This window comes from Klebsiella sp. KP20-425-1 (genome assembly GCF_025813515.1).
GTDB lineage: Bacteria > Pseudomonadota > Gammaproteobacteria > Enterobacterales > Enterobacteriaceae > Klebsiella > Klebsiella pneumoniae.
Genome location: NZ_CP109614.1, coordinates 197,234 through 224,073, shown reverse-complemented (window position 1 = coordinate 224,073; position 26,840 = coordinate 197,234). Strand labels below are relative to the sequence as shown.

Below are 26,840 nucleotides of genomic sequence, written 5' to 3'. Positions count from 1 at the left end.
CCGAGAATCTGAAAACTATCGGGCCTTACTTTTTCCACCGGCACCAGTTGTTGTTCTCATTGATCCCGCCATCCGGCGAGGTATAGCCGAGGCAGCCCATAATGGTGTCGTACAGCTCGACGTGACGGCGCGGCACCTTCATCGCAGCCTGCTGCTGCAGATGGGCAAACGCGGCGGCGTGATCGGGATTTTCCAGGTACTTATCCGACATCCACACCATCATCGGCACGCGGAACTGCTCCGGCGGCGCCATCTTGCGTGGCGTACCGTGCAGGTGTTCACGCTCGTTAATCGACTCCCCGTGGTCGGCGGCATAGAACACAATCGCTTTCTTATCCCGCAGCTGGTCGAGGACGCTGACGATAAAGTGATCGACATAGGTCACGCTATTGTCGTAGGAATTGATCAGTTCCGCTTTCGAGCACTTGTTGTCGACGCCGACGCACTCCGGTTTCCACTGGGCGAAGCTGCGCGGGTAGCGTTGGGTGTAGTTAAAGTGGGAGCCTTTGGTGTGGAGAATGATCAGATGCTTACCGGAGGCGTTGCCCTGCGCCATACCGCGCTTCATCTCATCCACCAGCAGCATATCGTCAACGCTCTTACCGCGGTTGCGCGGCTCGGCGCCAATCTGCTCGCGGTAGGCGATATTGTTGGCCATCGTGTTGCTGTAGAACCACATCTCGCTCTGCATGGCGTACAGATTGCCGCTGAAGCCCAGCTGATGCAGCACGGCAAAGACATTCTGCTCTTTGAGCGTCCGCTGTGGATTATCTTCCGCCCCGCCCTCGCGCACAAACATGCAGCGTAACGACAGTTTGGTAGCGGTATCGCACGAGTAACCGCGGAAGGCGACGAGATTCTTCTCTTTCTCCAGCTCTGGCGTGGTATTGCGGCTATAGCCGAGGATGCCCATATGGTCCCAGCGGGTCGTTTCGCCAATGATAAACACCACGTAGGTATCATCCAGACCTTCCGGCGCGACGTAGGTGAACTTCTTCGCCGGGTTAATCAGCGATTTGTTGTCTGAGGATTCATCCACCTGCGCCCAAGCGTACAGACCCAGCGCCGACAACCAGTTCGACGGCAGGTAAGAGTTGGCGATCACCCCGCCATAGCTCGGCATATCCACTTCCGAATGGCGCTCCACATCATGCTGGCGCAGCTCTAGCAGGCGGATGGGTCCCCAGACAATTAGTCCGGCCAGCACCACGATCAGCACGTTTTTAACCCGCTGGCCCGGGGTGCGCAGCTGGCGCAGCAGCGTATGGCGGCAGCGGTTGCTCCAGATGAACAGCAACGGCGGCGCGCTCACCGCCACCAGCCAGAGGATCAGGTGCCAGCCGATGACCTCTTTCGACAGGTCGATATCGGTGGTCATCACCGAAGCGATAATCCCGTAGCCAATCACCACATTGAGGAACGTCATGTAGTAACTCGCCGCGGCGGAAAACAGGACAATCAGCGTCGCCAGAATGCGCCAGATACGGCGGCCGAACAGCGACAGAAGACGTAACAGGAAGAAGGTGACAAATACCGTGGCAACCAGTTCAACAACACCGGAAAGCCCTTTCCAGAAAGTGAACTCTTGAGCATAACCATCGAAACGCCGGAAAAAAACGGCGACGTTCATAAACCAGCCGATGTACAGCGCCAGCCAAAAACTAAGCTTCTGCTGCGTCATCGTTCTAATATATTTCATGCAAGCAAACCTGGAAAAAGAAGAATAAAACACCGCCTGACGCTGTGGCACGAGTCAGTAGGCTAATAGGGTGCGTTAGGGTTGGTTATCAGAAACCTCTACAAACCGCGATAAGTAGACCACAGGGAACGAGAAAAGTATCAGGAGGGAATGTGATCCAGCCAAACATTTACAAAACATTTGGCTGGATTGGCACTATTTGCTTAGGGAAATAACCAGGGGCACGTTTCACGCTGCAGGTTTCAGGCGTGCGCCTCGTTATATACCGTGCTTTTCGGCTGACGAATGGTGGTGGATAACGCCAGCGAGAGGATCAGCAGGGCGAAGATCACGCAGAAGGTCACGTAGAAACCGCCGAACAGCGAAGCGATGAGAGAGCCGCAGATGCTGCCGATACCGAAGCCCAGATAAATCACGCCATAGTTTTTCGCCAGATTGTTCAGACCAAAGAACTCACTCACCAGCGACGGGAAGACGGTAATGGTGCCGCCGAAGTTAAAGGCGACGCAGGCGATGGCGGCGAAGAAGGTCAAGGCATTCAGCGGGGCGAACAGCAGCGCGGCCATCCCCACCAGCGACACGACCTGACCGATGGTAATCACGCGAATGCGGGAGATTTTATCAGACAGGATACCTAACACCAGGCGACCGCTGAGGTTCGCAATCGAGATAACCGTTACCGCGTTGGCCGCCGTGGCGACATCCAGGTGGACCATTCCCTGGGCAATATCTTTCGCTACGCCAATTACGTACAGACCGCTCATGCAGGCCGTCAGGAACATCACCGCCAGCATCCAGTACTGCGGTTTACGCATCGATTCGGCGAGGGTGAAGTCGTTTTCCACGACGCCGTTGGCCGCGGTGGCTGCCGGGTGATTTGGCGCATCTTTCATCAGGGTCGCGCCAAAGACGATCATCACCAGCACGATAGCGCCCCAGATAACGAAGGTTTTTTCCAGGCCAACGGTGGCCAGCAGGTGGGAATCAATGAATTTGAACCCCAGGCTGCCGAGACCATAGGAGCCAATGGAGAAGGCGGAGATCAACCCTTTACGCTCCGGGAACCATTTCACGCAGTTCGACAGGGTCAGCAGGTAACCGGCGCCGTCCGCCAGCCCCACCAGCACGCCCGCGCTCAGCCACAGCATCATCAGGCTGCTGGAGTGCGCGGTCAGGAAGAAGCCCAGGCCGAGCAGGATCCCGGAGGCCATGGTGACGCGCTTCACGCCAAAGCGCTCCTGCAGCTTGCCGGCGACCGACGAAGAGAGCGCCAGCCCGAGGCTCAGCAGACCAAAGGAAAAAGCCACCTGACTGACCGGCTCGCCCAGTTTGTCAGACAGCGAACTGTTAAACAGACTCCAGGTATAAACCGAACCGAGAGCGAATTGGGTGATGATGGTGCCGATCAGTGTCAGCCAGCGGGTCGATTGACGGTTTGCAGCGTTCATAGCAGTTGTCCTGATAAATTAACTGCCGCCACAATAGCGAAGGCCCCTCATCCAGTGGGGGAAAAAGGCATGAACTGCCATCAGCGGGGAATGAAATGCATTAATGTTGGAATGAATGGCATTGCATAACATTCATTCCGTAAATTACAGGCAAAAAGTTAGTGTGCGCTATCTCACAGAAATGCGCCATTGCTGAGATTTAACAATAACCACATCGTTTCAAATGCGTAACAATTCCCGATTAAAAATTGGCGCTGACCCCCATCAAATAGAGCGTATTTTCCCCTGACGGCAGGTTATCCGCCTGCGACAGCGTTGCCCATGCCGCCACGTGGGATCCCAACCGCATATCAGCGCCCAGGGTGACATCGCTCCAGCCTCCCTCCCTGGCACGGGTCATTGGCGCCCAGACATCGCTGGCGAGCGACTGGTTATAGCTCACCTGCGCCCAGGGATGCACGCCCCACAGCGCCTGATAATCCATGCGCCAGCCGAGCGTGTTAACGTAGCCCACCTCGCCTGCGCTTCTCACCGTCGGCGCGGTGACGTCGCTGCGCAGGCTGGCCACCGGCCCGGAGGTTACGCCGTTTGCTAGCGGGTAATTCCAGCCAACGCTCAGGCCACGGCCGCTGTCCGGCGGCGCCAGCCCCTGGTTTAACGCCAGCCCGCCGGGCGTCTCAGAGGACTTCATCCGCTCGGCGAGAATATCTTCATAACGTGGTTGGTGATCGCTATCCCATGTATAGCGTTCCGACGTATTACTTTTTGTATCGATAGCGATATATTCCTGTTGCCAGGCATTCGCTCCAGAGACACATGACACCCAGACGGATACGCTCGCCGGGATCAAGAACCCCCGGAGGCCATTGCATTTCTTTATTATCATTAATGCGACTCCAGAAAAGAGCCGAATCGGCAATATTGCTGTGTTTTTAGTGGGGATACGATTTCCCTGTATTAACTATTATCTTTATCTTTCAGCCGTCAAGGCGGGCGTCCACTTTTTTAGCGCAGAGGGAGAAACAGCTATGCAGCGTTGCGGATGGGTGAGTCAGGATCCGTTATACATCGAGTATCACGATACCGAATGGGGTGTGGCGCAAAAAGAGGGTCGCCAGCTGTTTGAAATGATCTGCCTTGAGGGCCAGCAGGCCGGTTTATCGTGGATCACGGTGTTAAAAAAACGGCAGAACTACCGCCAGGCTTTTCACCAGTTCGATCCGGTGCGCGTGGCGGCGATGGGTGATGACGATATCGAGCGACTCCTGCAGGATACCGGCATCATTCGCCATCGGGGAAAAATCCAGGCCATTATCGGCAACGCCCGCGCCTATCTGGCGATGGAAGAAAATGGCGAGTCGTTCACTGATTTTGTCTGGTCCTTCGTCGACAATGCGCCACAGGTGACCCGCGCTGCGACGCTGGCGGAAATTCCCACCACGACGCCGGCCTCCGATGCGCTGTCGAAGGCATTGAAAAAACGCGGCTTTAAGTTTGTCGGCTCGACAATCTGTTATTCCTTTATGCAGGCCTGTGGGCTGGTCAACGACCATGTCACCGGCTGCTTCTGTCACCCTGGAGGTCAGGATGATCCGCAAGTGGGACACTGAAGATACCGCGCCGCTGCTGGCGCTGTGGCTGGACAGCACGATTCATGCCCATCCTTTTATCAGCGAAAGCTACTGGCGCGACAGCGTCGCGGTAGTACGGGACGTCTATCTTCCCGCCGCCAGCACCTGGGTCTGGGAGCAGGATGGCGAGTTAAAAGGCTTTGTCAGCGTGCTGGACTCCCGTTTCGTCGGCGCGCTGTTTGTCGCGCCGGGCGCCACCCGCCAGGGCATTGGCCGGGCGCTGCTGGATGAAGTCAAACAGCACTACGCCTGGCTGAGCCTTGAGGTTTATCAGAAGAACGAATCGGCGGTGAGTTTCTACCATGCGCAGGGCTTCCGGATTGAAGACTGCGCATGGCAGGACGATACTCAGCACCCGACGTGGATTATGCGTTGGCCGGCGGATCAAATGCCGTAAGCGGCAGCGCCGGGCCGGTATATTTCTCCAGCCACGCCAGGGCGGTGTTCCCGGCACAGCCGTTGCCCAGCCGGGATGTCGGAATATCTTTGGTTAAGACGTTCACCGCCCCGTTTTTGCAGATGCCGACCTGCGGATCCAGGTCGGGCCACGCTCCTTCATGCAGGCAAATCACCCCCGGGCGGATCCCCTCCGTCACCACGGCGCCGGCCAGCACCTGACCGCGGGCGTTCCATACCCGCACCAGATCGCCATCGACAATCCCGCGCGCCTGCGCATCCTGCGGATGAATAGTCACCGGTTCGCGCCCGGCGACGGCATAGCGCTCGCGCAGCGCGGTGTGGTTCAGTTGACTGTGCAGACGGTGGGCCGGATGGGCCGACAGCAGCTGCAGCTGCCCCGCCTCTGCGTTGCCATGCCACTCGTCGGGCTCCAGCCACATCGGATGCGGCGGACAGTCGGCGTAACCAAAAGCGGCGATGGTCGGCGAGTGGATCTCTATTTTACCGCTCGCCGTTTTCAGCGGGTTGGCCTGGGGATCGGCGCGGAAGGCGGCGAAACGCGCAAAACGGGCATTCTCCGGCTCCTCCGGCATCTCAATCAGCTGGTTAGCCTGCCAGAATTCGGCAAATGGCGGCAGCGTCACCTGCTGCTGGGCGCCGCGCCGGGCGGCCATCTGATAGAAAGTCTCCAGCCACTGCAAATCACTCTTCCCTTCGGTGAAGCGTTCGCGGCCACCCGCCTCCCAGCGTTCGCTGAGGTCGGCAAAGACCGCGAAATCGTCGCGCGCTTCATCTCGCGGGGCAACCACCTGCTTCATCGGCACCAGATGCTGGTTACTGTAGTCCCCGGTCATGGTCAGATCGTTGCGCTCAAACGAGGTGGTCGCCGGCAGGACGATATCGGCATGGCGCGCGGCGGCGGTCCAGAAGCATTCGGAAATGACGATAAGCTCCGGTTTCTGCCACGCCTGAATCAGTCGGTTGGTGTCCTGATGATGAGTAAAGTTGGCGCCGCCGGCCCACCAGATAAAGCGAATATCGGGAAAGCGCCGCGCCATGCCGTTGTGCTGATACTCCGCCCCCGGATTCTCCAGCGCCTCGACAATTCGTGCGACCGGGATCTTCTCCACCGCGTCCACGCCTCCGGCCACGCTCCCCTGCATCGAGCCCAGCACCGCCGCGCGGCGGGTCGGGTTGCCGCCGTTGGCAAAATGATAGGAAAGACCAAACCCGCCACCGGGGGTGCCGATCTGTCCCAGCATGGCGGCCAGAGTGACCAGCATCCAGTGTTTCTGCTCGCCATACTGCTGACGCTGCATGCCCCAGCCGGCCATCAGCATAGTGGTATTTTCGTGGAAAAGTTGCGCCAGTTCGCGGATTTTATCTGCTTTAACGCCGCAGATCGCTGCTGCCCACTCAGCGGTTTTCGCTACGCCGTCGCTTTCGCCGGTCAGATAGCGGGCAAACATATCGTAGCCGCTGGTGCAGCGGGTAAGAAACGCATCATCCTGCCAGTCATTTTCCACCAGCGTATGGGCGATCCCCAGCATCAGCGCGACGTCGGTGCCCATATGCGGCGCGATCCACTCCATCGAATCGCCAAAGAAATCGACGGTTTCCGATCGCATCGGATCGATGCAGATCAGCCGCTTACCGCTCTGGCGCAGCCGATCAAACCACGGGATCCCTTGCTCGTCGGAGGCATTCCAGGCAATTTTCAGCGTGTTCAGCGGGTTGGCGCTCCACAGCACCACCACTTCGCTGTGCTCGAGCACCAGCGGCCAACTGGTCTGCTGCTGATACACCTCATTGCCGCCAACGACGTAAGGCATGATCGCCTGCGCCGCGCCGGTGGAGTAATCGCCAAGATGGCCGGTATAGCCGCCCGCCAGGCTCATATAGCGCTGCAGCAGCGTCGCCGCCTTATGCAATACGCCGTTAGAGCGCCAGCCGTAGGAGCCGGCAAAAATGGAGGCCGGACCGTAGCTGTCGCGGATCCGCCGATGCTGGGCATCGATCAGATCCAGCGCCTGCTCCCAGCTCACCCGCACGAATTCATCCTGACCGCGGACCCCCTGGGGCTTGTCCGGTGAAGCAAGGAAGCCTTTACGCACCATTGGATAGCGCACGCGGGTTTTGCTGTGCACCTGATCGCGCACTGCCGTTTGCAGCGAGTTGGCAAACGGTGTCGCCAGCGCGCCGCGGGAAGAGAGGACGTTTTCCCCGTCCGTTTCCACCAGCATCGGTCCCCAGTGGGCGGCGGTTAAGATGGTTTTGGTTGCAGATGAGGTTGGCAAGGGCGGCTCCTGGTCAGCGAATGCAGGTGTCATGACGGCGTGATGGGCAACCGTTCAATGTTATTTACAAAAAGAGATGGTATCCGGGGAATTTTCTCCGTAATCGCGCGTCATAATCAACCGTCACGTTCGCTGTGACAAAGAATAAAAAGGATTAAGGACATTAAATGAAAAAACGCGTACTTATGATTGCGGCGCTGGTCAGCGGCACTCTGGCCATTTCTGGCTGCACCACCAACCCCTATACCGGTGAACGTGAAGCAGGCAAATCCGGTATTGGCGCAGGTATTGGCTCCTTAGTGGGCGCTGGCGTCGGCGCGCTCTCCTCTTCCAAACATGACCGCGGCAAAGGCGCGCTGATTGGCGCAGCGGCCGGCGCGGCGCTCGGCGGCGGCATTGGTTACTACATGGACGTGCAGGAAGCGAAGCTGCGCGACAAAATGCAGGGAACCGGGGTCAGCGTGACGCGAAATGGCGACAATATCGTGCTGAACATGCCGAATAACGTCACCTTCGACAGCAATAGCGCCAACCTGAAGCCGGCCGGCGCCAACACCCTGACCGGCGTGGCCATGGTGCTGAAAGAGTATGAGAAAACTGCCGTTAACGTGGTCGGCTACACCGACAGCACCGGCAGCAAGGATCTGAATATGCGTCTGTCGCAACAGCGTGCGGACAGCGTCGCCAGCGCGCTCATCACCCAGGGCGTGGCGGCCAATCGCATTCGCACCACCGGCATGGGCCCGGCGAACCCGATCGCCAGCAACAGCACGGCGGAAGGCAAAGCGCAGAACCGTCGCGTAGAAATTACCCTCAGCCCACTGCAGTAAGCGCAACCTCATGTCGCCCGGCAGCCGCTCTGCCGGGCAAAATGCTTGATATCGCTATTTTTCGCGCTAAGGTGTTGGCAGATTTTCAGCAAAGGAAGCCACCATGGCGAAAGCGGCGCGTGCAACTATCAGCGATGTGGCGAAAGCCGCAAAGACCGGCAAAACCAGCATTTCACGTTATCTTAACGGCGAGAAGCATCTGCTTTCCGACGACCTGTTATCACGTATTGAAAAAGCCATTGCCGAACTCGACTACCGCCCCAGCCTGATGGCCCGCGGCCTCAAGCACGGCCGAACCCGCCTCATCGGCCTGATCATCGCCGATATCACCAATCCCTACTCGGTCAACGTCATGAGCGGCATTGAAGCAGCCTGCCGGGAAAAGGGCTTCACCCTGCTGGTGTGTAATACCAATAACGAGCTCGATCAGGAGCTGCACTACCTGGACCTGCTGCGCAGCTACCAGGTGGAAGGCATCGTGGTCAACGCAGTCGGCATGCGGGAGGATGGCCTGAACCGCCTGCAGCAGTCGGCCCTGCCGATGGTGCTGATTGACCGTAAAATCCCCGACTTCGCCTGCGATGTGGTCGGGCTTGATAACGCCCAGGCCGCCACCACCGCCACCGAACATCTGGTGGAAAAAGGATTCGAGGCCATCCTGTTTCTCAGCGAACCGCTGGGCTCGGTGAATACCCGTCGCGAGCGCCTGAGCGCCTTTCGCGCCACGCTTGCCCGCCACCACGGCGTGGTGGCCGAAAACGCCGAGGTGCAGCTTAACGACGGCGCGATGCTGGACAACGTCCTGCGTCAGTTCCATGCCCGCCACCGCGGGATGCGCAAAGCGGTCATCTCCGCCAACGGCGCGCTGACGCTGCAGGTAGCCCGCGCCCTAAAGCGCGTCGGCCTGATCTGGGGGAGCGATATCGGCCTGCTGGGCTTCGACGAACTGGAGTGGGCGGAGCTGGCCGGCGTCGGTATTACCACCCTCAAACAGCCGACGTGGCAGATCGGCTACGCGGCGGTCGAACAGGTTATTCGGCGCATTGCCGGCACTAACGACCCCATCCGCGAACGGGTATTTTCCGGCGAGCTTATCGTCCGCGGATCAACCTCCCGTTAACGATCCTTCGTGATGCCGATCATAAATTAAACATCTCGCCCTTTCTTATGGAACCGATACCATCTAGCGTATTAAGGAGATTAAGCAACAAACGCCGGGAGTAAGAGCGCGATGGCCAGAAAAATTATTGTCGTTACCGCTGCGTATGGTAATGACCATGTTAAATCCTTAGGCGGGCAGGCCGCCGTCCTGCCGTTTATCGCCAACGCCGGCGCGGACGGCGTCGAAATCCGCCGCGAGCTGTGCAGCGCGGAAGAGCTCAACGCTCTGCCCTCGCTGGCGGCCACCATTGAGCGCCACGGCCTGCTGGCCTGCTACTCCGCGCCGCAGGCGCTGTTCACCGACAACGGCGAGCTTAACCCGGATCTCCCGACGCTGCTCGCGGAAGCGCAAACTCTGAACGCTCTGTGGCTGAAGCTCTCCCTTGGCCATTTCCTCCACAATCAGCAGTTGGATGAGCTGCGCGATATCCTCAGCGACAGCGGCATGGCGTTGGTGGTAGAGAATGACCAGACCGACTGCGGCCAGCTGGCGCCGATGCAGCGCTTCAAAGCCGCCTGCCGGGTCCATCAGCTGCCGATCACCTTAACGTTTGATATGGGCAACTGGCTGTGGGTTGGCGATTCGCCGGAAGAGGCGGCACGTCATCTTGCGCCGGCGGTCAGCTATATTCATGTTAAAGCGGCGGAGCCTCATCATGAGAAATTCCGCGCTGTACCGCCGGATCAGGCCGCCGAACGCTGGCTGGCCCTGCTCGATAATCTTCCCGCCGACGCGCCGCGTGGAATCGAGTTTCCGCTGACTGGCCATGACCTGACGGCCGTGACCCGCCGCTACGTCAACCTGTTACGCGAGGATTAAGTCGTGGAAAATTTAGATGTCATCACCATCGGCGAAGCTATGGCCATGTTTGTCGCCACCGAAACCGGGGATCTGGCCGAGGTGGAGCATTTCATGAAACGTGTCGCCGGCGCCGAGCTGAACGTCGCCACCGGCCTGGCGCGCCTGGGCCTGAAAGTCGGCTGGGTGAGCCGCGTCGGCAACGACAGCTTTGGCCGCTTCGTACTGCAATCGCTGGCGAAAGAGGGGATCGATAGCCACGCTGTGGCCATCGACAACCGCTTCGCTACCGGTTTCCAGATGAAATCGAAAGTCGAAAATGGAACCGATCCCATTGTGGAGTATTTCCGCAAAGGATCCGCAGCCAGCCATCTTTCGCCGGACGATTTTCGCGCCGACTACTTCACCAGCGCCCGCCATCTGCACCTGAGCGGCGTCGCGGCGGCCCTTTCTGAGAGCTCTTACGCGTTGCTGGAGCATGCGGCGAAGGTAATGAAAGCCGAAGGAAAAACCCTCTCTTTCGACCCCAATCTGCGCCCGGTGCTGTGGAAAAGCGAAGCCGAGATGGTGGAGAAACTCAACCGTCTCGCCTTCCAGGCTGACTGGGTTTTGCCAGGCTTAAAAGAGGGCGTGATTCTTACCGGCCAGCAGACCCCGGAAGGGATTGCCGATTTCTATCTCTCCCGCGGCGTCAAGGCGGTAGTCATTAAAACCGGCTGCGACGGCGCCTGGTTCAAGAGCGCCAGCGGCGAACAGGGAACGGTCGATGCCATTAAAGTCGATAACGTCGTCGATACCGTCGGTGCCGGCGACGGCTTTGCCGTCGGGGTGATTAGCGCCCTGCTGGAAGGCAAAACCCTGCTTCAGGCGGTGAACCGCGGCAATAAAATCGGTTCGCTGGCGATTCAGGTCCAGGGCGACAGCGAGGGGCTGCCCACTCGCGACGCGCTGGGCGAGTAACTTTTCTACGCAACGATAACAGCCGTCCTGTACCCTACCTGCAGCGCGGCACAGCAGCGTCCGTTTCGACGGACGTATGTCTCCTCATTGACAGAGGCAAGCCTATGAATAGCTCAACAAATGCAACGAAACGCTGGTGGTACATCATGCCTATCGTGTTTATCACGTATAGCCTGGCGTACCTCGACCGCGCCAACTTCAGCTTCGCCTCCGCGGCAGGCATTACCGAAGACCTGGGCATCACCAAGGGGATCTCATCCCTGCTGGGGGCGCTGTTCTTCCTCGGCTACTTCTTCTTCCAGATCCCCGGCGCTATCTATGCGGAGCGCCGCAGCGTTCGCAAACTGATCTTTATCTGCCTGATCCTGTGGGGCGGTTGCGCCTCCCTGACCGGTATTGTGCATAATATTCCGGCGCTGGCGGCGATCCGCTTTATCCTCGGCGTCGTCGAAGCCGCGGTGATGCCGGCGATGCTTATCTATATCAGCAACTGGTTCACCAAATCAGAGCGCTCTCGCGCCAACACCTTCCTGATCCTCGGTAACCCGGTGACGGTCCTGTGGATGTCGGTAGTCTCCGGCTACCTGATTCAGGCCTTCGGCTGGCGGGAAATGTTCATCATCGAAGGGGTGCCGGCGGTGATCTGGGCCTTCTGCTGGTGGGTGCTGGTGAAAGATAAGCCGTCGCAGGTGTCCTGGCTGGCGGAGAGTGAAAAAGCGGCGCTGCAGGAACAACTGGATCGTGAACAGCAAGGCATCAAAGCGGTGCGTAACTATGGCGAAGCCTTCCGCTCCCGCAACGTGATCCTGCTCTGCGCGCAGTATTTTGCCTGGAGTATCGGCGTATACGGCTTTGTACTGTGGCTGCCGTCGATTATCCGCAGCGGCGGTGAAAATATGGGGATGGTGGAAGTGGGCTGGCTCTCTTCTGTCCCGTACCTGGCGGCCACCATCGCCATGATCGTCGTCTCCTGGGCCTCGGATAAACTGCAAAACCGTAAGCTGTTCGTCTGGCCGCTGCTGCTGATTGGCGGACTGGCCTTCATCGGTTCCTGGGCGGTCGGCGCCAACCACTTCTGGGTCTCCTACACCCTGCTGGTGGTGGCCGGGGCGGCAATGTATGCGCCTTACGGCCCCTTCTTCGCCATTATTCCGGAAATGCTGCCGCGCAACGTCGCCGGGGGCGCCATGGCGCTGATCAACAGCATGGGCGCCCTGGGCTCCTTCTGCGGCTCGTGGTTTGTCGGCTACCTGAACGGCGCCACCGGCAGCCCCGCAGCGTCCTATATTTTTATGGGGGTAGCGCTTTTCGCCTCAGTATGGCTGACTTTGATTGTTAAGCCTGCTAATAATCAAAACCTTCCACTTGGCGCACATCACGCCTGAACGACTCATACTACGGAGATTCGCATGAAGCCGTCTGTCATTCTCTATAAAACGCTTCCCGACGACCTGCTACAGCGTCTGGAGGAGCACTTTTCCGTCACTCAGGTGAAAAACCTGCGGCCGGAGACCGTTTCGCAGCACGCTGAGGCCTTCGCCCAGGCTGAAGGCCTGCTGGGCTCCAGCGAAAAGGTTGACGCCGCGCTGCTGGAGAAGATGCCGAAGCTGCGTGCGACCTCCACCGTTTCCGTTGGCTATGACAACTTCGACGTCGAGGCGCTGAACGCCCGCCGGGTGCTGCTGATGCATACCCCGACCGTGCTGACCGAGACCGTCGCCGATACGGCCATGGCGCTGGTGCTGAGTACCGCGCGCCGGGTGGTGGAAGTGGCGGAGCGCGTCAAAGCGGGTGAATGGACGAAGAGCATTGGTCCGGACTGGTTCGGCACGGATGTTCACCATAAAACCTTAGGCATCGTCGGCATGGGCCGCATCGGTATGGCGCTGGCGCAGCGCGCCCACTTCGGGTTCGGCATGCCAATCCTGTATAACGCGCGTCGCCAGCATCCGCAGGCGGAAGAACGCTTCAATGCCCGCTATTGCGATCTCGATACCCTGCTGCAGGAGGCTGACTTTGTCTGCCTGATCCTGCCCCTGAGCGAAGAGACTCACCATCTGTTCGGTCAGGCGCAGTTTGCCAAAATGAAATCTTCCGCCATCTTCATTAACGCCGGGCGTGGCCCGGTAGTGGACGAGCAGGCGCTGATCGCCGCCCTGCAGAACGGTGAGATCCACGCTGCCGGTCTCGATGTGTTCGAACACGAACCGCTGGCCAAGGACTCACCGCTGCTGAGCCTGCCGAACGTCGTCGCGCTGCCGCATATCGGCTCCGCCACCCATGAGACGCGCTACAATATGGCGGCCTGCGCGGTGGACAACCTGATCGACGCCCTGAACGGCAACGTAGAGAAAAACTGCGTCAATCCGCAGGTAAAATAAGCCATAAAAAAACCCGGGTAACGGCGGCAACCGCCCTCCCCGGGTTCTTTTTCATCCTGTCCATCATCCTGCCCGTTCGCCGCAGCCAACGTCAGCCAGATGAAGCATTAACGGGTGGCGTTCACCGCCGCCGTCCATGCCTGATTAAACGCCTGATGCTGCGCCGCCAGCGGCCCAATCAGCGCATTGTACTGACTGGCCTGCTGGGAGGTCGGGAACTGAATGCCGTTGGCGACAAAGCTCACCTGCGTCCCCTGCTGAGCGACAAAATCCCCAACCTGAACCAGCTGCTGGGTAAAGATCTGCGCGGCCGGGATCAGCGGCTGCAGCGCGTCGGCTGGCGCCGTCACCACCTTGGCGTAAACCTGATCGAAGACCGGCTTGAGATCGTCAGCCTGCTTCAGCGCGCCATGCGCGGCATCGGCCTGCATTTTCGCATTCTGCAGCTGCTGGCTGAGCACGCCCAGCGCGCCGTTCGCCTGACGCAGCGGCTCACGCTGGGTCATATAATCCTGCGGGACGCGGATCGCATTGACGCTGTCCACCACCGGGCGCAGACCAGCGTCCATCGCCTGGCTCAGCTGCTGCGAGTAACCGTAGATCACCGCGTAGTCAGAGACAAAAGGCCCAAACTGTTTTTTCTGATCGGCGGTCAGCGTCGGCAGACGTTCACCGCTACGCATCGCCGTATTCTGCAGGAAGTCGATAAACGCTTTGCGCTGATCGCCCTCTTTATCAAAACACCCACTCAGGCTAACCACCATCAATAAGGCCGCCATAGCCGCAAACCAGCGAGAGCAGGACTTTCCTGTCGCCATTTTTTTACTCCTTTCAGCCAAAAAAAGCGCACAACGGCACACACGTGCCAGACGCTGACAAGGATAGTCCAGCTCGGCCTCGCAGGATACCCTTTCCTGCTAATCTTACGCGGGAAAAACACCATTTTGCACGCCATCGTCGCGCTGTAGAACGTCTGTTATGCGCATCACAAATATGGTCTTAAGAACAGGTGGGCCAGAATCTCATAAGCCATTGATATTAATATAAATAAAAAGCCACAACCCGGCACTGCGCCTTAAAGCGGACGATAATCGCACGCTTTGGCACGCGTCTGGATTGCCTGCCTCGCACTTCAATGATTTGATGAATGAGCGATTAACGGCGACATGTTCGATTATCGCACAAATCAAACTCAACGACGCGAAGGCGACGATAATAATAAACCTCTGTCCCTCGCTCAGTCTGCCAGGAAAGCCGTATGACTAAGACAACCATCGACATTCAGGCCTTTATCAACGAGCACCCCTTCACCCGCTACCAGTGGATGATCCTTGCGCTCTGCTTTATCACCGTCGCGATGGACGGGTTCGATACCGCAATTATCGGGTTCATCGCCTCCGACCTGGTGCAAGAGTGGGGCGTGGAAAAATCGGCGCTCGGCCCGGTGATGAGCGCCGCGCTGGTGGGCCTGGCGGTCGGCGCCTTAACCGCGGGGCCGCTGGCTGACCGCATCGGCCGCAAAAAAGTGCTGATTATGTCGATCGTGGTGTTCGGCGGATTCAGCCTGCTTACCGCCTTCGCCACCAGCCTTAATCAGCTGACGCTGCTGCGTTTCCTGACCGGTCTCGGGCTCGGCGCGGCGATGCCGAATGCGGCCACCCTGATGAGCGAATATGCGCCGGAGCGCCGTCGGGCGCTGCTGGTGAACCTGATGTTCGTCGGCTTTCCGATGGGATCATCGCTGGGTGGCTTTTTATCCGCCTGGATGATCCCGCACTATGGCTGGCAGAGTGTGCTGGTGCTGGGCGGCGTGATGCCCCTCCTGCTGGCGGTGGCATTAATATTCCTGCTGCCAGAGTCCGTCCGCTATCTGGTGGTGAAGCAGCACCCGGCGCAGCGCATTGCTGCTATCCTGCGCCGTATCGCGCCGCTGCCGAAGGCAGTGGAATTTGTACTACGCGAAGCAGGCCAGGTGAAAGAGAAATCCGCGATCGGCGTCATTTTCTCCCCTCGCTACGCGGTGGGTACCGTGATGCTGTGCCTGACCTACTTTATGGGCCTGCTGATTTTCTATCTGCTGACCAGCTGGCTGCCGCTGCTCATCCGTGAAACCGGCGCCTCGATGAGTCAGGCCTCAATTATCACCGCCCTGTTCCCGCTCGGCGGCGGGATTGGCGTGCTGATCCTCGGCGCCCTGATGGACAAGATTAACCCCAATAAAGTGGTGGCCGTCGGCTGGCTGCTGACCGGCGTTTTTGTCTGCCTGGTGGGCTTCTCCACCAGCAGCCTGGCGCTAATGGGAGTGATGGTCTTTATCGCCGGCAGCATTATGAACGGCGCGCAGTCGTCGATGCCGGCGCTGGCGGCTGGCTTCTATCCGACGCAGGGGCGCGCCACCGGCGTCGCCTGGATGCTGGGTATCGGCCGCTTCGGCGGCATCCTCGGCGCGTTCAGCGGCGCCTTCCTGATGCAGGCTCAGCTCTCCTTTGAGACCATTTTCACCCTGCTGGCCATCCCGGCGTTCCTGTCAGCCATTGCGCTGCTGATCAAGTACCGGGTCAGTAAATCCGTGCCGGCGACGACAGATGAGGCGAGAAGCCTGCAGAAAGCCTAACCCTATAAGCCGGCGCCCCGCGCCGGCTTTGCCGCTTTTTTCTTATCCGTTTACAAAAATTTTCGAAGCCACCTCATCGCGTTAATAATCATTCTTTTAGGCTACGCTGCCGTTTGGCTGTCGGGGCAGATTCGATAGCCTGTTGGCAAATAATCACCGACGTTACCATCCCTTGCGCCATTTTCTGACTATTCTTAATGAGCTATAGAAAAATCTTTTCCGCTGTGTGATAAAAGGAGTTCTCAATGGAATATAAAGATCCCGTGTTTGAACTGCTGAGCAGCCTGGAACACATCGTTTTTAAGGATGATAATCAGAAACTTACCTCAAACCGTAAGTCCACTGTATTTAGTGAATTTGAACAGCTGCGTAAAGGCACTGGACTTAAGATTGACGACTTTGCCAACGTCATGGGCGTGAGCGTCGCCATGGTAAGAGAGTGGGAGTCGAGACGGGTCAGACCGTCTCCCACCGAGCTGAAATTGATGCGCCTGATTCAGGCCAATCCACAGCTTTCACGACAATTACTCGATTAATCTCGCGCGCAGCGGCAAAGGCCAGTAAGGGAGCTTTTGCCGCTGCACCGTAAAAAAAAGTTTGCTATCAGGTGCTGAACGTGCGTTAATGCTCGCAGGTTTGATGTACAGACCACAGAGCAGTCGAATAGAGCAGTCCTTCTAAGGTTATCCAAAGATACCCCCGTAGTGAACTTTCCCTTTATCGCTTTAAATCTGTAGTCCAGACCCCTACGCCGCAAGGCTCACTTATTTTTTTAAAGGTAATTCACTATGTCCGGTAAAATGACTGGTATCGTAAAATGGTTCAACGCTGACAAAGGCTTCGGCTTCATCACTCCTGACGATGGCTCTAAAGACGTGTTCGTACACTTCTCTGCTATCCAGAACGATGGCTACAAATCCCTGGACGAAGGTCAGAAAGTATCCTTCACCATCGAAAGCGGCGCTAAAGGCCCGGCAGCTGGCAACGTAACTTCTCTGTAAGTTCAAGCCGCTAAGAATCGAGAATCCCTGCCTGATGGCGGGGATTTTTTTTATCTGTCGCCAGTAGCCGCCAGCATAAGATGGCGGCTACCGGGCATTCAGAGCAGGGAAAAGTGCCAGCTCGTCTCCCGCCACGCCAGACTATGGGTCAGCTTCAGACCTTGTAAAAACGCCTCATCATGCGACACCACCAGCATCGCGCCGGGAAACGCCGCCAGCGCGCTTTCAATAGCCTGCGTCGATGCTAAATCGAGATGGTTGGTTGGCTCATCCAACAAAAGCAGCTGGGCAGGCTCGCGTCGCCAGAGCACGCACGCCAGCGCCGCTTTCAGGCGCTCGCCGCCGCTGAGCGCCGACAGCGGCAGAGTGACCTTATCCGCGCCCAGCTGGAGCTGCGCCAGGCGGGTGCGCAGGAGGCCCTCATCCAGTGGGGTATCTTCCAGGCTCAGGTGCGCCATTACCGACAGGGATAAATCCAGCTGCGTCAGATGTTGATCGAGGTAAGCGGCGCTCACCGAAAGCCGGACATCGCCTGACGCGGCCTGCTCCAGCCCCAACAGCGTTTTCAGCAAAGTGGTTTTGCCACAGCCGTTTGGCCCCTTTAGCGCGATGCGCATCGGACCATCGATACGCCAGTTCAGCGGCGCAGCCGGCGCATGGTCGAGCTGCAATGCTTCCACCACCAGAACCTGCTTGCCGGCGGCCACTTCGCTACCCGGCAGGGTAAACATCACTGGGGTCTCTTCCTCAACCCGCTCCCGCGCCTGCTGCACGGCGGCATTCAGACTGCTGTTCTGTTCACGATGCTGACGGCGCAGCGCTCCCGGGCGCTCTTTTGCCGCGCCTTTGTACTTCACGCGTTCGAAGGAGGCGATATTTAGCGTATCAACGGTACGCAGCGTCTGAGCCGAGCGCCGCTGGGCGGCGTCATGCTCCTTATGCATTCGCGCGCGGGTGCGCCGTCGGTCGGTCACGGCATGCTCCAGCGCCGCGCGCGCAGCCTGCTGCTCCGCCATACGCTGGCGCTGATATTCATCATAGTTGCCGCCGTAGCTGCGCAGCGCCGTCGGCGTCAGCTCAATAATCCTCGGCATCCGCGTCAGCAGCTCGCGGTCGTGGCTGGCGATCAGAGCCCCGCCCTGCCAGCTTTCCAGTTGGTGATAGAGCCACTCCCGCCCCTGGCGGTCCAGATGGTTGGTAGGCTCATCCAGCAGCAGATAATCGGCGCCCGAGACGAAGGCGCCGCACAGCAGAGCCTTCATCCGCTCGCCGCCGCTGAGTGAAAACGCGGGGCGATCGGCAGAGAACGGCGGGAGATCGGCTTCACGGAACGCTAAACTCAGGCGATCGGTGAGATCCCAGTGACCATCTAACAGATCGAAATCGTCGGCCAGCCCTTGGCCCTGTTCAAGGCGAGACAAGGCGGCAAAAACCGACGCATAGCCCAGCAGCGTAGCGAGGGTGGTCTCCGGCGTGAGCGTCGGCTGCTGCGCTACCCAGGCAATGGCGGCGGCGCGCTCAATATGGCCGCCGGCAGGAGAATCAAGGCCCGCCAGCAGACGCAGCAGACGCGTCTTGCCGACGCCGTTCCGGCCGACCAGGCCGCAAAGGGACGGTTCCAGCGAGACGCTGAGCGGACCAAACTGGGTCTGTCCCGTCGCAAACTGACAGGTGACCTGATGTAAAACAAAAGCGGGGATGTGGGCGCAATGAGCCATAAGCACTCCTGAATGAAATCAATACTCCCCTACCCGCAAGGTATGCGAGGTAAGGCGTGAAATTCATCAGTCGTGTTTGTTCATTTGTGGGGCGCGCTCCGGTGAGACGAGGGATTCGTCGGGACATAGGATAGCCACACTCCGGTATGCGTTGCAAGCCTGTTTTATTCAACGATCTTGTAAAAATAAAAAGGCCTCCTGATATCAGGAGGCAAATGATTTATTTGGTGAACAATGAAAGGGTGCATTGAGAATGTCTGACACCGCAAGCATGGTGGGGATAGATCCCCACCAGATGCTCTTACTGTTTAATATCACAGGCTAAGAATGCCACCAGCTCAATATTTCCCTGCCTGCGCTGTAATTCACATAGCGAATCACGAACCATCCAGGTCAATAATAAAATAGTGAAGCAAATCACTACTAAGCCAAACAACAGATACTTTTGCGGCATTCCTCGCCTCCAGTGTTGATTTTCAACAAGTAAGAGGCTACTCTTATGGTGTTCATGCATAGGGGAGCCTCACTTTGATTACTATCAGGTGGGGCTTTTCTCTGTCTGTCTCCCGCTGAATACCTGAGACACACAGTCTCAAGCACCCGCCGCCATTCTAGCGTAAATACCTCTCGGAATTATGTTTATATATTCCTAAAACATTTCTCATCGATGAATGAAAATAATGAAGATATCAATGACAGAATTATTAACGGTTCACCTATTTATATTTCACGTAAAAAAAAACCTGCCCTGAGGCAGGTCTTTATTATTACCGATACGCTTACTGCAGCAGAGAAATATCCGCCACTTGCAGGAACAGTTCACGCAGTTTGGACAGCAGCGTCAGACGGTTGATGCGAACATCTTTGTCTTCAGCGTTAACCATCACGTTCTCGAAGAACTCATCCACCGGCTCGCGCAGCGCGGCCAGCTCAATCAGCGCATCCTGATAACGGCCTGCGGCGAAATACGGCTGCAGCTTGTCGCGCAGCACCACCAGATTACCCGCCAGCTTAATTTCCGCCGCTTCTTTCAGCACCGAAGCGTGAACGATGTCGTTCAGCGTCTCATCGGATTTCGCGAGGATGTTGGAGACACGTTTGTTTGCCGCCGCCAGCGCGGAGGACTCTTCCAGAGTACGGAAGTGCGATACCGCCTTCATACGCGCATCGAAATCCGCCGGGCGGGTTGGACGACGCGCCAGTACCGCCTGGATCGTGTCGACGCAGTAGCCTTCGTCCTGATACCAGGCACGGAAGCGGCCCAGCATAAAGTCGATCACATCATCAACCACGTTGGCGTTGGTCAGCTTCTCACCGTACAGACGAACCGCTTCTTCGGTCAGCGTCTGCAGATCGAGATCCAGGTTCTTCTCAACGATGATACGCAGCACGCCCAGCGCGGCGCGACGCAGCGCAAACGGGTCTTTATCGCCTTTCGGATGCTGACCGATACCAAAGATACCCGCCAGGGTGTCCATCTTATCGGCAATCGCTACCGCGCAGGCCACCGGATTAGACGGCAGCGCGTCGCCAGCAAATCGCGGCTGATACTGCTCGTTCAGCGCCACGGCCACGTCTTCCGCTTCGCCGTCATGGCGCGCGTAGTGCATCCCCATCACGCCCTGGGTGTCGGTGAACTCGAAGACCATGTTGGTCATCAGGTCGCACTTGGACAGCAGGCCCGCGCGGGTTGCGTGGTTCACGTCAGCGCCAATCTGTTCGGCAATCCAGCCCGCCAGCGCCTGGATGCGATCGGTCTTGTCGCGCAGGGTGCCCAGCTGCTGCTGGAACAGCACGGTTTCCAGACGCGGCAGGTTATCTTCCAGACGTTTTTTACGGTCGGTATTGAAGAAGAACTCGGCATCGGCCAGACGCGGACGGACCACCTTCTCGTTACCGGAGATGATCTGCTGCGGATCTTTGGACTCGATGTTGGCCACGAAGATAAAGTTCGGCAGCAGTTTGCCGGCGTTGTCGTAGACCGGGAAGTACTTCTGGTCGCCCTTCATGGTGTAAACCAGCGCTTCAGACGGCACCGCGAGGAATTTTTCTTCGAACTTCGCCGTCAGCACCACCGGCCATTCCACCAGCGAGGTGACCTCTTCCAGCAGGCTTTCGCTCAGATCGGCTTGACCGCCGATCTTACGCGCCGCCTCTTGCGCATCAGCTTTGATTTTGGCTTTACGCTGTTCGTAATCGGCAATGACTTTACCGCGCTCCAGCAGGATCTGCGGGTACTGGTCGGCATGGTCGATGGTGAACTCCGGCTCGCCCATAAAGCGATGGCCGCGAATCACGCGATCGGACGGAATACCGAGGATAGTGGCCGGGATAACTTTGTCACCCAGCAGCAAAGTCACCGTGTGTACCGGACGCACGAAGTGGACGTCAGACGCGCCCCAGCGCATCAGTTTCGGGATCGGTAGCTTCGCCAGCGAGCTGGCAATCATGTTCGGCAGCAGCGCTTCGGTGCTTTCACCCTTCACATGGGCGCGATACAGCAACCACTCGCCTTTGTCCGTGGTCAGACGTTCGGCCTGATCGACGGTGATACCGCAGCCGCGCGCCCAGCCTTCGGCCGCTTTGCTTGGCTTGCCTTCGGCATCGAACGCCTGGGCAATAGCCGGGCCGCGTTTTTCCACTTCACGATCGGCTTGCGCCGCCGCCAGGTTGGCCACCTTCAGCGCCAGACGACGCGGGGCGGCAAACCATTCCACTTTACCGTGCGCAAGGCCAGCGTTATCCAGCTCCGCGGTCACATTCGCAGCAAAAGATTCCGCCAGGCTGCGCAGCGCTTTTGGTGGCAGCTCTTCAGTGCCGATTTCCACCAGAAAAGTATTCTCAGACATGGCCGCCTCTTATTTATTCTTGTTGCACATCGGGAAGCCGAGCGCTTCACGGGAAGCGTAGTACGCTTCCGCCACTGCTTTAGTCAGGGTGCGAATGCGCAGGATATAGCGCTGACGCTCGGTGACGGAGATGGCTTTACGCGCATCCAGCAGGTTGAAGCTGTGAGCCGCTTTCAGAATACGCTCGTAGGCCGGCAGCGGCAGCGGGGTCTCCAGCGCCAGCAGCTGCTGGGCCTCTTTCTCATACTGTTCGAAGCAGGTGAACAGGAAGTCGACGTCGGCATATTCGAAGTTATAGGTGGACTGCTCCACTTCGTTCTGGTGGAACACGTCGCCGTAGGTGGTTTTCCCCAGCGGGCCATCGCTCCAGACCAGGTCATAGACGCTGTCCACACCCTGGATGTACATCGCCAGACGCTCCAGACCGTAGGTGATCTCGCCGGTCACCGGCTTACACTCGAGGCCGCCGACCTGCTGGAAGTAGGTGAACTGCGTCACTTCCATGCCGTTGAGCCACACTTCCCAGCCCAGACCCCAGGCGCCCAGCGTCGGGTTTTCCCAGTTGTCTTCGACAAAGCGAATGTCGTGGATAGTCGGGTCCATACCCAGCTCTTTCAGCGACCCGAGGTACAGCTCCTGGATGTTGTCCGGAGAGGGTTTAATCACCACCTGGAACTGATAGTAGTGCTGTAAACGGTTCGGGTTTTCGCCATAGCGGCCATCAGTTGGACGACGGGAAGGCTGTACGTAGGCGGTCGCCATCGGCTCCGGCCCTAACGCGCGCAGGCAGGTCATCGGGTGAGAGGTGCCGGCGCCGACTTCCATGTCCAGTGGTTGAACAATGGTGCAGCCCTGACGAGCCCAGTAATCCTGTAAGGTCAGGATCAGGCCCTGGAAGGTCCTGGTATCAAACTTTTGCATATGATTTCGTGCTGGATACGTGTGGATTTAAAGGAAGGAGTCAGTATACCCGCTGGCTGCGAGATATACAGTACGAAACGGCGTTGTTTCAGGAAAACGGACGAAATTTACGCCAGGCGGGGTCGATTCAGCGCATCGAAAGATGCATAAACTGGCCGTCCGGGTCAAAGGAACAGATGAAACGCTCATTCTTGCCGGTACGGCCAGAAAGCTCATAGCTCGCCTGGAATTGTTCAAAGTGGTTCACGTCAACGAGCTGCGTTTGCGTGTTATAGCGGATAGCCGCCTGATCCTTGCAAAGCTGCGCCATATTGAGCGTGGTTTGCGGCGTAATACGAGCGCGCTGCGCTTTTTGCGTCGGCGGGGAGACGGTCTCGCTGCAGCCCGCGAGGAGCAGCACCAGCATGACGGAAATAACACCTTTCACCACGTTCTCCTCCACCGCCTTGTTAGCAAGTTGTTATCCTAAAGATTCAGTATTACAGGTATTTTGCGAATATCATGAAACTGCGACAAGTCTGTGACCGAAAACTCAGACTAATCTATTGCGACACCGGGAAACCGGGCAGGTCATATCTTATTTCGCCAGCAGACATTGAGGGACTGATGCAAGAAAAGATACACTGGATCACCAACCTGCGCGGCATCGCCTGCATGATGGTGGTGATGATCCACAGCACCAGCTGGTATATCACTCACCCCCATGCGATTACCCTGCTGCAATGGGATATCGCCAATCTGCTCAATTCCGCCTCCCGCGTCAGCGTGCCGCTGTTTTTTATGATCTCGGGCTACCTCTTTTTTGGGGAACGCAGCGCCCAGCCGCGCCATTTCTGGCGGATTGGCCTGTGCATTGCGTTCTATAGCGCGCTATCTCTGCTGTATATCACGCTGTTTACCCATATCAACGTCGAGCTGTCGTTAAAGAATTTGCTGCAGAAGCCCGTCTTCTACCACCTGTGGTTTTTCTTTGCTATCGCCGTCATCTACCTGCTCTCGCCGCTGCTTCAGGTTAAGTCCACCAGTAGCACAATGCTGCTGGCGCTGATGGCGATCCTCGGCATTCTGGCCAACCCCAATATGGTCAGCGTTAAAGCCGCCGGGATTGAGTGGCTGCCAGTCAACCTTTATATCAACGGCGACACCTTCTACTACGTGCTCTACGGCGTGCTGGGCAGAGCCATTGGCACCCTGGACACCGATAAAAAATGGCTAACACCGCTCTGCGCCGCGCTGTTCATCGCCGCCGTGTGGGTCATTTCCCGCGGCACGCTGCATGAGCTGCGCTGGCGCGGAGACTTCGGCGACACTTGGTATCTCTACTGCGGACCGGCGGTGTTTGTTTGCGCGGTCACCCTGCTGACGCTGGCCAAAAACTGGCTTAACGCGCGTCCCCTGCCCGGTATCGCCTGCATTGCGCGACATTCGCTGGGGATCTACGGCTTTCATGCCCTGATAGTGCATGCGCTGCGCGCCAGCCATCTGGAGCTATCCCGCTGGCCGCTGCTGGATATTGTGTGGATATTTAGCGCCGCCCTGCTCGGCAGCCTGCTGCTGTCAGGCCTGGTGCAGCGGATTGATAGCCGCCGGCTGGTCAGCTAACGGTCCGCCGCCCGGAGGGGCCCGACTTACGTCTCAGGCCCCTCTTCCGTCACGCTGAGAGGTTCCCGTAAGCGCGTCGGGTCCCAGACATCACGCACGTTTTTCTGTACCGCAACAGCGCCAAACAGGCTCAAAAAATACGCCAGCCCATAGAACCCTTTCTCGCTGAGCAGCAGAGTGGCATTCCACAGTCCGATAACCAGCAGACCTACAGCGATAACGAAGACCACCAGACAGGTGGTGTAGTACAGCGCGGTGGTCGGAATGGCTTCATACTTATCGCGCACCGTCTTTTGATAAGATGCCGCGGCAAACAGCCCCAGTACCAGGACGGCAAAATAATAGCCTTTCTCATTCAACTGCATATCGGCATTCCACAGCCCCACCAGATAGGTGACGATGCCGCCGATCAGGGCAATCCAGGAGATCAAATGAAACGCAGGAGAATACGTCGCGTGCTTGTTTTCCATCACTTTTTACCTTTTACGCGCCTCGGGGCGGCGCTTATTCCGTTTTTTGCATCGCGCGGGCGATGCGGGTCCGTTCGGGGGTTGCCGATGCGCCATATAAGCAGACAAACCATGCCGCGATATAGACGGCTTTTTCATGCCAGTCTGCCGGTACATACCAGGCGCCGACCAGCAGCAGGCCGACCGATAGCAGCAGCACCAGCCGGCATAAGGCAATAAAACCGTCGTCCTGTTCCTGCCACTGACTGGCGCGCTGATGGGCGAGAACAGCAAACATCCCCATCACCAGCACGCCGAGAAAATACCCTTTGCCGCTGAACAGCGGGCAGGTCCGCCAGATACCGAGCAGATAAACCAGCGATCCTGTCGCCATCATCCCCCTGGCAATATTGCGTTTTGTGATCATCTCACCTCCCTGGTCGACAGGGGCTGATTATGACCGACTCCCTCGGCGATGCCTCAGATTACGTACGACAAAGCGGAGATTTCGGAATAAATAAATACGCATTTATGGATGGATGTAGCCGGGACATTCAGCAAGGGAATCCGCCCGGCGCTGCCGGACGGACTGAGGCTAAGACATCAGCGGTTTCAGTTGCTGATAAATCTGGCGGAAGGTTTCCCGCTGCGGCGCATAGTGGGCCACACGGCGATCGTCCGGGCGATGGGCTTGTTCAAGCGGCAGCGGCTTCAGCAGCCCGGGGCGGTCTGCCTCGTCGTGAACCGCCAGCTGCGCCAGCCTGGCCGCCCCCAGCGCCGGGCCGACATCGCCCCCGGTACGGTAATCGAGCTGCAGGCCGCTGATATCCGCCAGCATTTGCCGCCAGTAAGCGCTGCGCGCCCCGCCGCCGATAAGCGTGATGCTCTGCGGCTTGATGCCGCAGGCGTGCACCACGTCCATACCATCCGCCAGCGCATAGCCCACCCCTTCCAGCACCGCCCGCGCCAGCTCTGCCGGCCCATGCTGATGCGTCAGGCCAAAAAAGACGCCCTTAGCCTGCGGGTTGTTGTGCGGCGTGCGTTCGCCAGACAGATAGGGCAGGAACCACACCGGACCGGCGCTTTCATCCGCCGTCTGCGCCGCCGCGATCAGCGCCGGCACGCTGGCGAGACCGGTTAATTTTGCCGCCCAGTCCAGACAGGAGGCCGCGCTGAGCATCACCGACATCAAATGCCAGCGGCCCGGCAGGGCATGGCAGAAGCTGTGCACCGCGCTTTCGGGTTTGCTAAGGAACCCTTCACTGACGGCGAAGTAGACGCCTGACGTACCCAGCGACAGCATCGCCTGACCGGCATCGGCCATGCCGACCCCGACCGCGCCCGCGGCGTTGTCGCCCCCGCCGCCCACCACCAGCGCCGGCGGCATATTCCACGCCTGCGCCACCTCAGGTCGCAGTTGCCCGGTGACATCGCTGCCTTCGAACAGCGCCGGCATCGCATCCCGACTGAGATCGCAGGCGGCGAGCATCTCGTCGCTCCAGTCGCGCCGGGCGACGTCCAGCCACATCGTGCCGGCGGCGTCAGACATATCGCTGGCGAGCTCGCCGGTCATGCGCAGGCGCAGATAATCCTTGGGCAGCAGCACTTTATCGACCTGGCTGAACACTGCCGCCTCGTGGCGCTGTACCCATAAGAGCTTCGGCGCCGTAAAGCCCGGCATCATCAGGTTGCCGGTGATCTGCCGGGAAGCGCTGACTTTGTCTTCCAGCAGCTGGCACTCCTCGGCGCAGCGGCCGTCATTCCATAAAATGGCCGGACGCAACACCTGTAACGATTTATCCAGTAGGGTGGCGCCGTGCATCTGTCCGGCAATGCCCACCGCCTTCACGTCGCGCAGGCTATGCTGCGCGCCCAGGGCTTTCATCGCCGTGTCCGTCGCCAGCCACCACTGTTCGGGATCTTGCTCCGACCACAGCGGATGCGGACGCGAGACGGTGAGTTTTTCGGTATGCGATGCCACTACCTCACCCTGCTCATTGAGCAGGATGGCTTTGACGCCCGACGTCCCCAGATCGATGCCGATATACATACTCCCTCTCCTTAAAGGCGCGCCACGGCTG

At 58.4% G+C, this 26,840-nt stretch carries 25 protein-coding genes; 12 read left to right on the top strand and 13 right to left on the bottom strand.

The annotated features are described in order from the left end of the window. Positions 1–25: 25 nt before the first annotated feature. The 3 genes from eptB to OHJ17_RS01065 all read right to left on the bottom strand — a co-directional run bounded on the left by eptB (position 26) and on the right by OHJ17_RS01065 (position 3,970). Positions 26–1,699 carry a kdo(2)-lipid A phosphoethanolamine 7''-transferase gene (gene eptB, locus OHJ17_RS01075; protein WP_004152427.1) on the bottom strand — a complete coding sequence of 558 codons (1,674 nt, stop codon included), beginning with the start codon at positions 1,697–1,699 and terminating at the stop codon, positions 26–28. A gap of 242 nt (positions 1,700–1,941) precedes the next feature. Continuing rightward, entirely contained in the window at positions 1,942–3,147 is a 1,206-nt protein-coding gene (locus tag OHJ17_RS01070) for an L-lactate MFS transporter (protein ID WP_002921907.1), read from the bottom strand. 241 nt (positions 3,148–3,388) lie between these two features. After that, on the bottom strand, positions 3,389–3,970 hold the full coding sequence (locus OHJ17_RS01065) for a lipase (protein ID WP_014906797.1): 582 nt from the start codon (positions 3,968–3,970) through the stop codon (positions 3,389–3,391). A 205-nt stretch (positions 3,971–4,175) separates the two neighbouring features. Between OHJ17_RS01065 and tag the strand changes: the two genes are divergently transcribed. Both tag and OHJ17_RS01055 read left to right on the top strand, forming a co-directional pair. Beyond that, positions 4,176–4,757 (top strand): DNA-3-methyladenine glycosylase I, encoded by a 582-nt coding sequence (gene tag, locus OHJ17_RS01060; protein WP_002921914.1) that lies wholly within the window; start codon positions 4,176–4,178, stop codon positions 4,755–4,757. Beyond that, positions 4,735–5,175, top strand: coding sequence for an N-acetyltransferase (locus OHJ17_RS01055; protein WP_004173935.1), 441 nt, complete (start codon positions 4,735–4,737; stop codon positions 5,173–5,175). Before tag ends, OHJ17_RS01055 begins: the two co-directional genes overlap by 23 nt. On the opposite strand, the gene OHJ17_RS01050 is transcribed toward OHJ17_RS01055, so the two are convergent. Next, positions 5,144–7,474, bottom strand: coding sequence for a molybdopterin guanine dinucleotide-containing S/N-oxide reductase (locus tag OHJ17_RS01050; RefSeq protein WP_032428435.1), 2,331 nt, complete (start codon positions 7,472–7,474; stop codon positions 5,144–5,146). The genes OHJ17_RS01055 and OHJ17_RS01050 overlap by 32 nt on opposite strands. Before the next feature lie 167 nt (positions 7,475–7,641). On the opposite strand from OHJ17_RS01050, the gene OHJ17_RS01045 reads away from it, so the two are divergent. The 6 genes from OHJ17_RS01045 to ghrB all read left to right on the top strand — a co-directional run bounded on the left by OHJ17_RS01045 (position 7,642) and on the right by ghrB (position 13,605). Then, positions 7,642–8,304, top strand: coding sequence for an OmpA family lipoprotein (locus tag OHJ17_RS01045; protein WP_002921917.1), 663 nt, complete (start codon positions 7,642–7,644; stop codon positions 8,302–8,304). A gap of 103 nt (positions 8,305–8,407) precedes the next feature. Continuing rightward, positions 8,408–9,424: a LacI family DNA-binding transcriptional regulator gene (locus tag OHJ17_RS01040; protein WP_002921918.1), complete on the top strand. Its 1,017-nt coding sequence runs from the start codon at positions 8,408–8,410 to the stop codon at positions 9,422–9,424. Between the two features lie 111 nt (positions 9,425–9,535). Continuing rightward, entirely contained in the window at positions 9,536–10,285 is a 750-nt protein-coding gene (locus tag OHJ17_RS01035) for a sugar phosphate isomerase/epimerase family protein (RefSeq protein WP_002921919.1), read from the top strand. A gap of 3 nt (positions 10,286–10,288) precedes the next feature. Next, positions 10,289–11,224, top strand: a complete 936-nt coding sequence (locus tag OHJ17_RS01030) for a sugar kinase (protein WP_002921921.1) — start codon at positions 10,289–10,291, stop codon at positions 11,222–11,224. A gap of 104 nt (positions 11,225–11,328) precedes the next feature. Then, the gene (locus OHJ17_RS01025; protein ID WP_002921927.1) at positions 11,329–12,609 is read left to right on the top strand and encodes an MFS transporter; all 1,281 of its coding nucleotides are present in this window, start codon (positions 11,329–11,331) and stop codon (positions 12,607–12,609) included. A gap of 24 nt (positions 12,610–12,633) precedes the next feature. Further along, positions 12,634–13,605 carry a glyoxylate/hydroxypyruvate reductase GhrB gene (gene ghrB, locus OHJ17_RS01020; RefSeq protein WP_004188199.1) on the top strand — a complete coding sequence of 324 codons (972 nt, stop codon included), beginning with the start codon at positions 12,634–12,636 and terminating at the stop codon, positions 13,603–13,605. 107 nt (positions 13,606–13,712) lie between these two features. On the opposite strand, the gene OHJ17_RS01015 is transcribed toward ghrB, so the two are convergent. Beyond that, positions 13,713–14,423 (bottom strand): DUF3053 domain-containing protein, encoded by a 711-nt coding sequence (locus tag OHJ17_RS01015; RefSeq protein ID WP_267302820.1) that lies wholly within the window; start codon positions 14,421–14,423, stop codon positions 13,713–13,715. 440 nt (positions 14,424–14,863) lie between these two features. On the opposite strand from OHJ17_RS01015, the gene OHJ17_RS01010 reads away from it, so the two are divergent. The 3 genes from OHJ17_RS01010 to cspA all read left to right on the top strand — a co-directional run bounded on the left by OHJ17_RS01010 (position 14,864) and on the right by cspA (position 17,220). Next, positions 14,864–16,219 (top strand): MFS transporter, encoded by a 1,356-nt coding sequence (locus OHJ17_RS01010; RefSeq protein ID WP_004188196.1) that lies wholly within the window; start codon positions 14,864–14,866, stop codon positions 16,217–16,219. A gap of 245 nt (positions 16,220–16,464) precedes the next feature. After that, the gene (locus OHJ17_RS01005) at positions 16,465–16,755 is read left to right on the top strand and encodes an HTH-type transcriptional regulator (protein ID WP_002921931.1); all 291 of its coding nucleotides are present in this window, start codon (positions 16,465–16,467) and stop codon (positions 16,753–16,755) included. A gap of 252 nt (positions 16,756–17,007) precedes the next feature. After that, positions 17,008–17,220: a transcription antiterminator/RNA stability regulator CspE gene (gene cspA, locus OHJ17_RS01000; RefSeq protein WP_000014594.1), complete on the top strand. Its 213-nt coding sequence runs from the start codon at positions 17,008–17,010 to the stop codon at positions 17,218–17,220. A gap of 98 nt (positions 17,221–17,318) precedes the next feature. Here the strand turns inward: cspA and OHJ17_RS00995 are convergent, their stop codons facing one another. From OHJ17_RS00995 to OHJ17_RS00975, 5 genes are all read right to left on the bottom strand, one after another. Further along, complete coding sequence (locus OHJ17_RS00995; RefSeq protein ID WP_032433676.1) at positions 17,319–18,938, bottom strand: ATP-binding cassette domain-containing protein; 1,620 nt, start codon at positions 18,936–18,938, stop codon at positions 17,319–17,321. A gap of 301 nt (positions 18,939–19,239) precedes the next feature. Continuing rightward, the gene (hokA, locus tag OHJ17_RS00990) at positions 19,240–19,392 is read right to left on the bottom strand and encodes a type I toxin-antitoxin system toxin HokA (protein ID WP_002922102.1); all 153 of its coding nucleotides are present in this window, start codon (positions 19,390–19,392) and stop codon (positions 19,240–19,242) included. 325 nt (positions 19,393–19,717) lie between these two features. Continuing rightward, positions 19,718–21,787, bottom strand: a complete 2,070-nt coding sequence (gene glyS, locus OHJ17_RS00985) for a glycine--tRNA ligase subunit beta (protein WP_032433678.1) — start codon at positions 21,785–21,787, stop codon at positions 19,718–19,720. A 9-nt stretch (positions 21,788–21,796) separates the two neighbouring features. Further along, positions 21,797–22,708, bottom strand: a complete 912-nt coding sequence (gene glyQ / locus OHJ17_RS00980; RefSeq protein ID WP_002922128.1) for a glycine--tRNA ligase subunit alpha — start codon at positions 22,706–22,708, stop codon at positions 21,797–21,799. A gap of 127 nt (positions 22,709–22,835) precedes the next feature. Beyond that, on the bottom strand, positions 22,836–23,135 hold the full coding sequence (locus tag OHJ17_RS00975) for a YsaB family lipoprotein (RefSeq protein WP_021469616.1): 300 nt from the start codon (positions 23,133–23,135) through the stop codon (positions 22,836–22,838). A 179-nt stretch (positions 23,136–23,314) separates the two neighbouring features. Between OHJ17_RS00975 and OHJ17_RS00970 the strand changes: the two genes are divergently transcribed. Then, complete coding sequence (locus OHJ17_RS00970; RefSeq protein WP_016946692.1) at positions 23,315–24,310, top strand: acyltransferase; 996 nt, start codon at positions 23,315–23,317, stop codon at positions 24,308–24,310. Positions 24,311–24,336: 26 nt separating this feature from the next. On the opposite strand, the gene yiaA is transcribed toward OHJ17_RS00970, so the two are convergent. From yiaA to xylB, 3 genes are all read right to left on the bottom strand, one after another. Next, positions 24,337–24,783 (bottom strand): inner membrane protein YiaA, encoded by a 447-nt coding sequence (yiaA, locus tag OHJ17_RS00965; RefSeq protein ID WP_004188180.1) that lies wholly within the window; start codon positions 24,781–24,783, stop codon positions 24,337–24,339. Positions 24,784–24,814: 31 nt separating this feature from the next. Next, positions 24,815–25,186, bottom strand: coding sequence for an inner membrane protein YiaB (yiaB, locus tag OHJ17_RS00960; RefSeq protein ID WP_002922133.1), 372 nt, complete (start codon positions 25,184–25,186; stop codon positions 24,815–24,817). Between the two features lie 168 nt (positions 25,187–25,354). Further along, positions 25,355–26,809 carry a xylulokinase gene (xylB, locus tag OHJ17_RS00955; protein WP_032433680.1) on the bottom strand — a complete coding sequence of 485 codons (1,455 nt, stop codon included), beginning with the start codon at positions 26,807–26,809 and terminating at the stop codon, positions 25,355–25,357. Positions 26,810–26,840: the final 31 nt, after the last annotated feature.

Coding starts and splice junctions, on each gene's coding strand:
- eptB (WP_004152427.1), bottom strand. CDS start 1,699: ATGAAATATATTAGAACGATGACGCAGCAGAAGCTTAGTTTTTGGCTG.
- OHJ17_RS01070 (WP_002921907.1), bottom strand. CDS start 3,147: ATGAACGCTGCAAACCGTCAATCGACCCGCTGGCTGACACTGATCGGC.
- tag (WP_002921914.1), top strand. CDS start 4,176: ATGCAGCGTTGCGGATGGGTGAGTCAGGATCCGTTATACATCGAGTAT.
- OHJ17_RS01055 (WP_004173935.1), top strand. CDS start 4,735: ATGATCCGCAAGTGGGACACTGAAGATACCGCGCCGCTGCTGGCGCTG.
- OHJ17_RS01045 (WP_002921917.1), top strand. CDS start 7,642: ATGAAAAAACGCGTACTTATGATTGCGGCGCTGGTCAGCGGCACTCTG.
- OHJ17_RS01040 (WP_002921918.1), top strand. CDS start 8,408: ATGGCGAAAGCGGCGCGTGCAACTATCAGCGATGTGGCGAAAGCCGCA.
- OHJ17_RS01035 (WP_002921919.1), top strand. CDS start 9,536: ATGGCCAGAAAAATTATTGTCGTTACCGCTGCGTATGGTAATGACCAT.
- OHJ17_RS01025 (WP_002921927.1), top strand. CDS start 11,329: ATGAATAGCTCAACAAATGCAACGAAACGCTGGTGGTACATCATGCCT.
- ghrB (WP_004188199.1), top strand. CDS start 12,634: ATGAAGCCGTCTGTCATTCTCTATAAAACGCTTCCCGACGACCTGCTA.
- OHJ17_RS01015 (WP_267302820.1), bottom strand. CDS start 14,423: ATGGCGACAGGAAAGTCCTGCTCTCGCTGGTTTGCGGCTATGGCGGCC.
- OHJ17_RS01010 (WP_004188196.1), top strand. CDS start 14,864: ATGACTAAGACAACCATCGACATTCAGGCCTTTATCAACGAGCACCCC.
- OHJ17_RS01005 (WP_002921931.1), top strand. CDS start 16,465: ATGGAATATAAAGATCCCGTGTTTGAACTGCTGAGCAGCCTGGAACAC.
- cspA (WP_000014594.1), top strand. CDS start 17,008: ATGTCCGGTAAAATGACTGGTATCGTAAAATGGTTCAACGCTGACAAA.
- OHJ17_RS00995 (WP_032433676.1), bottom strand. CDS start 18,938: ATGGCTCATTGCGCCCACATCCCCGCTTTTGTTTTACATCAGGTCACC.
- hokA (WP_002922102.1), bottom strand. CDS start 19,392: ATGCCGCAAAAGTATCTGTTGTTTGGCTTAGTAGTGATTTGCTTCACT.
- glyS (WP_032433678.1), bottom strand. CDS start 21,787: ATGTCTGAGAATACTTTTCTGGTGGAAATCGGCACTGAAGAGCTGCCA.
- glyQ (WP_002922128.1), bottom strand. CDS start 22,708: ATGCAAAAGTTTGATACCAGGACCTTCCAGGGCCTGATCCTGACCTTA.
- OHJ17_RS00970 (WP_016946692.1), top strand. CDS start 23,315: ATGCAAGAAAAGATACACTGGATCACCAACCTGCGCGGCATCGCCTGC.
- yiaB (WP_002922133.1), bottom strand. CDS start 25,186: ATGATCACAAAACGCAATATTGCCAGGGGGATGATGGCGACAGGATCG.
- xylB (WP_032433680.1), bottom strand. CDS start 26,809: ATGTATATCGGCATCGATCTGGGGACGTCGGGCGTCAAAGCCATCCTG.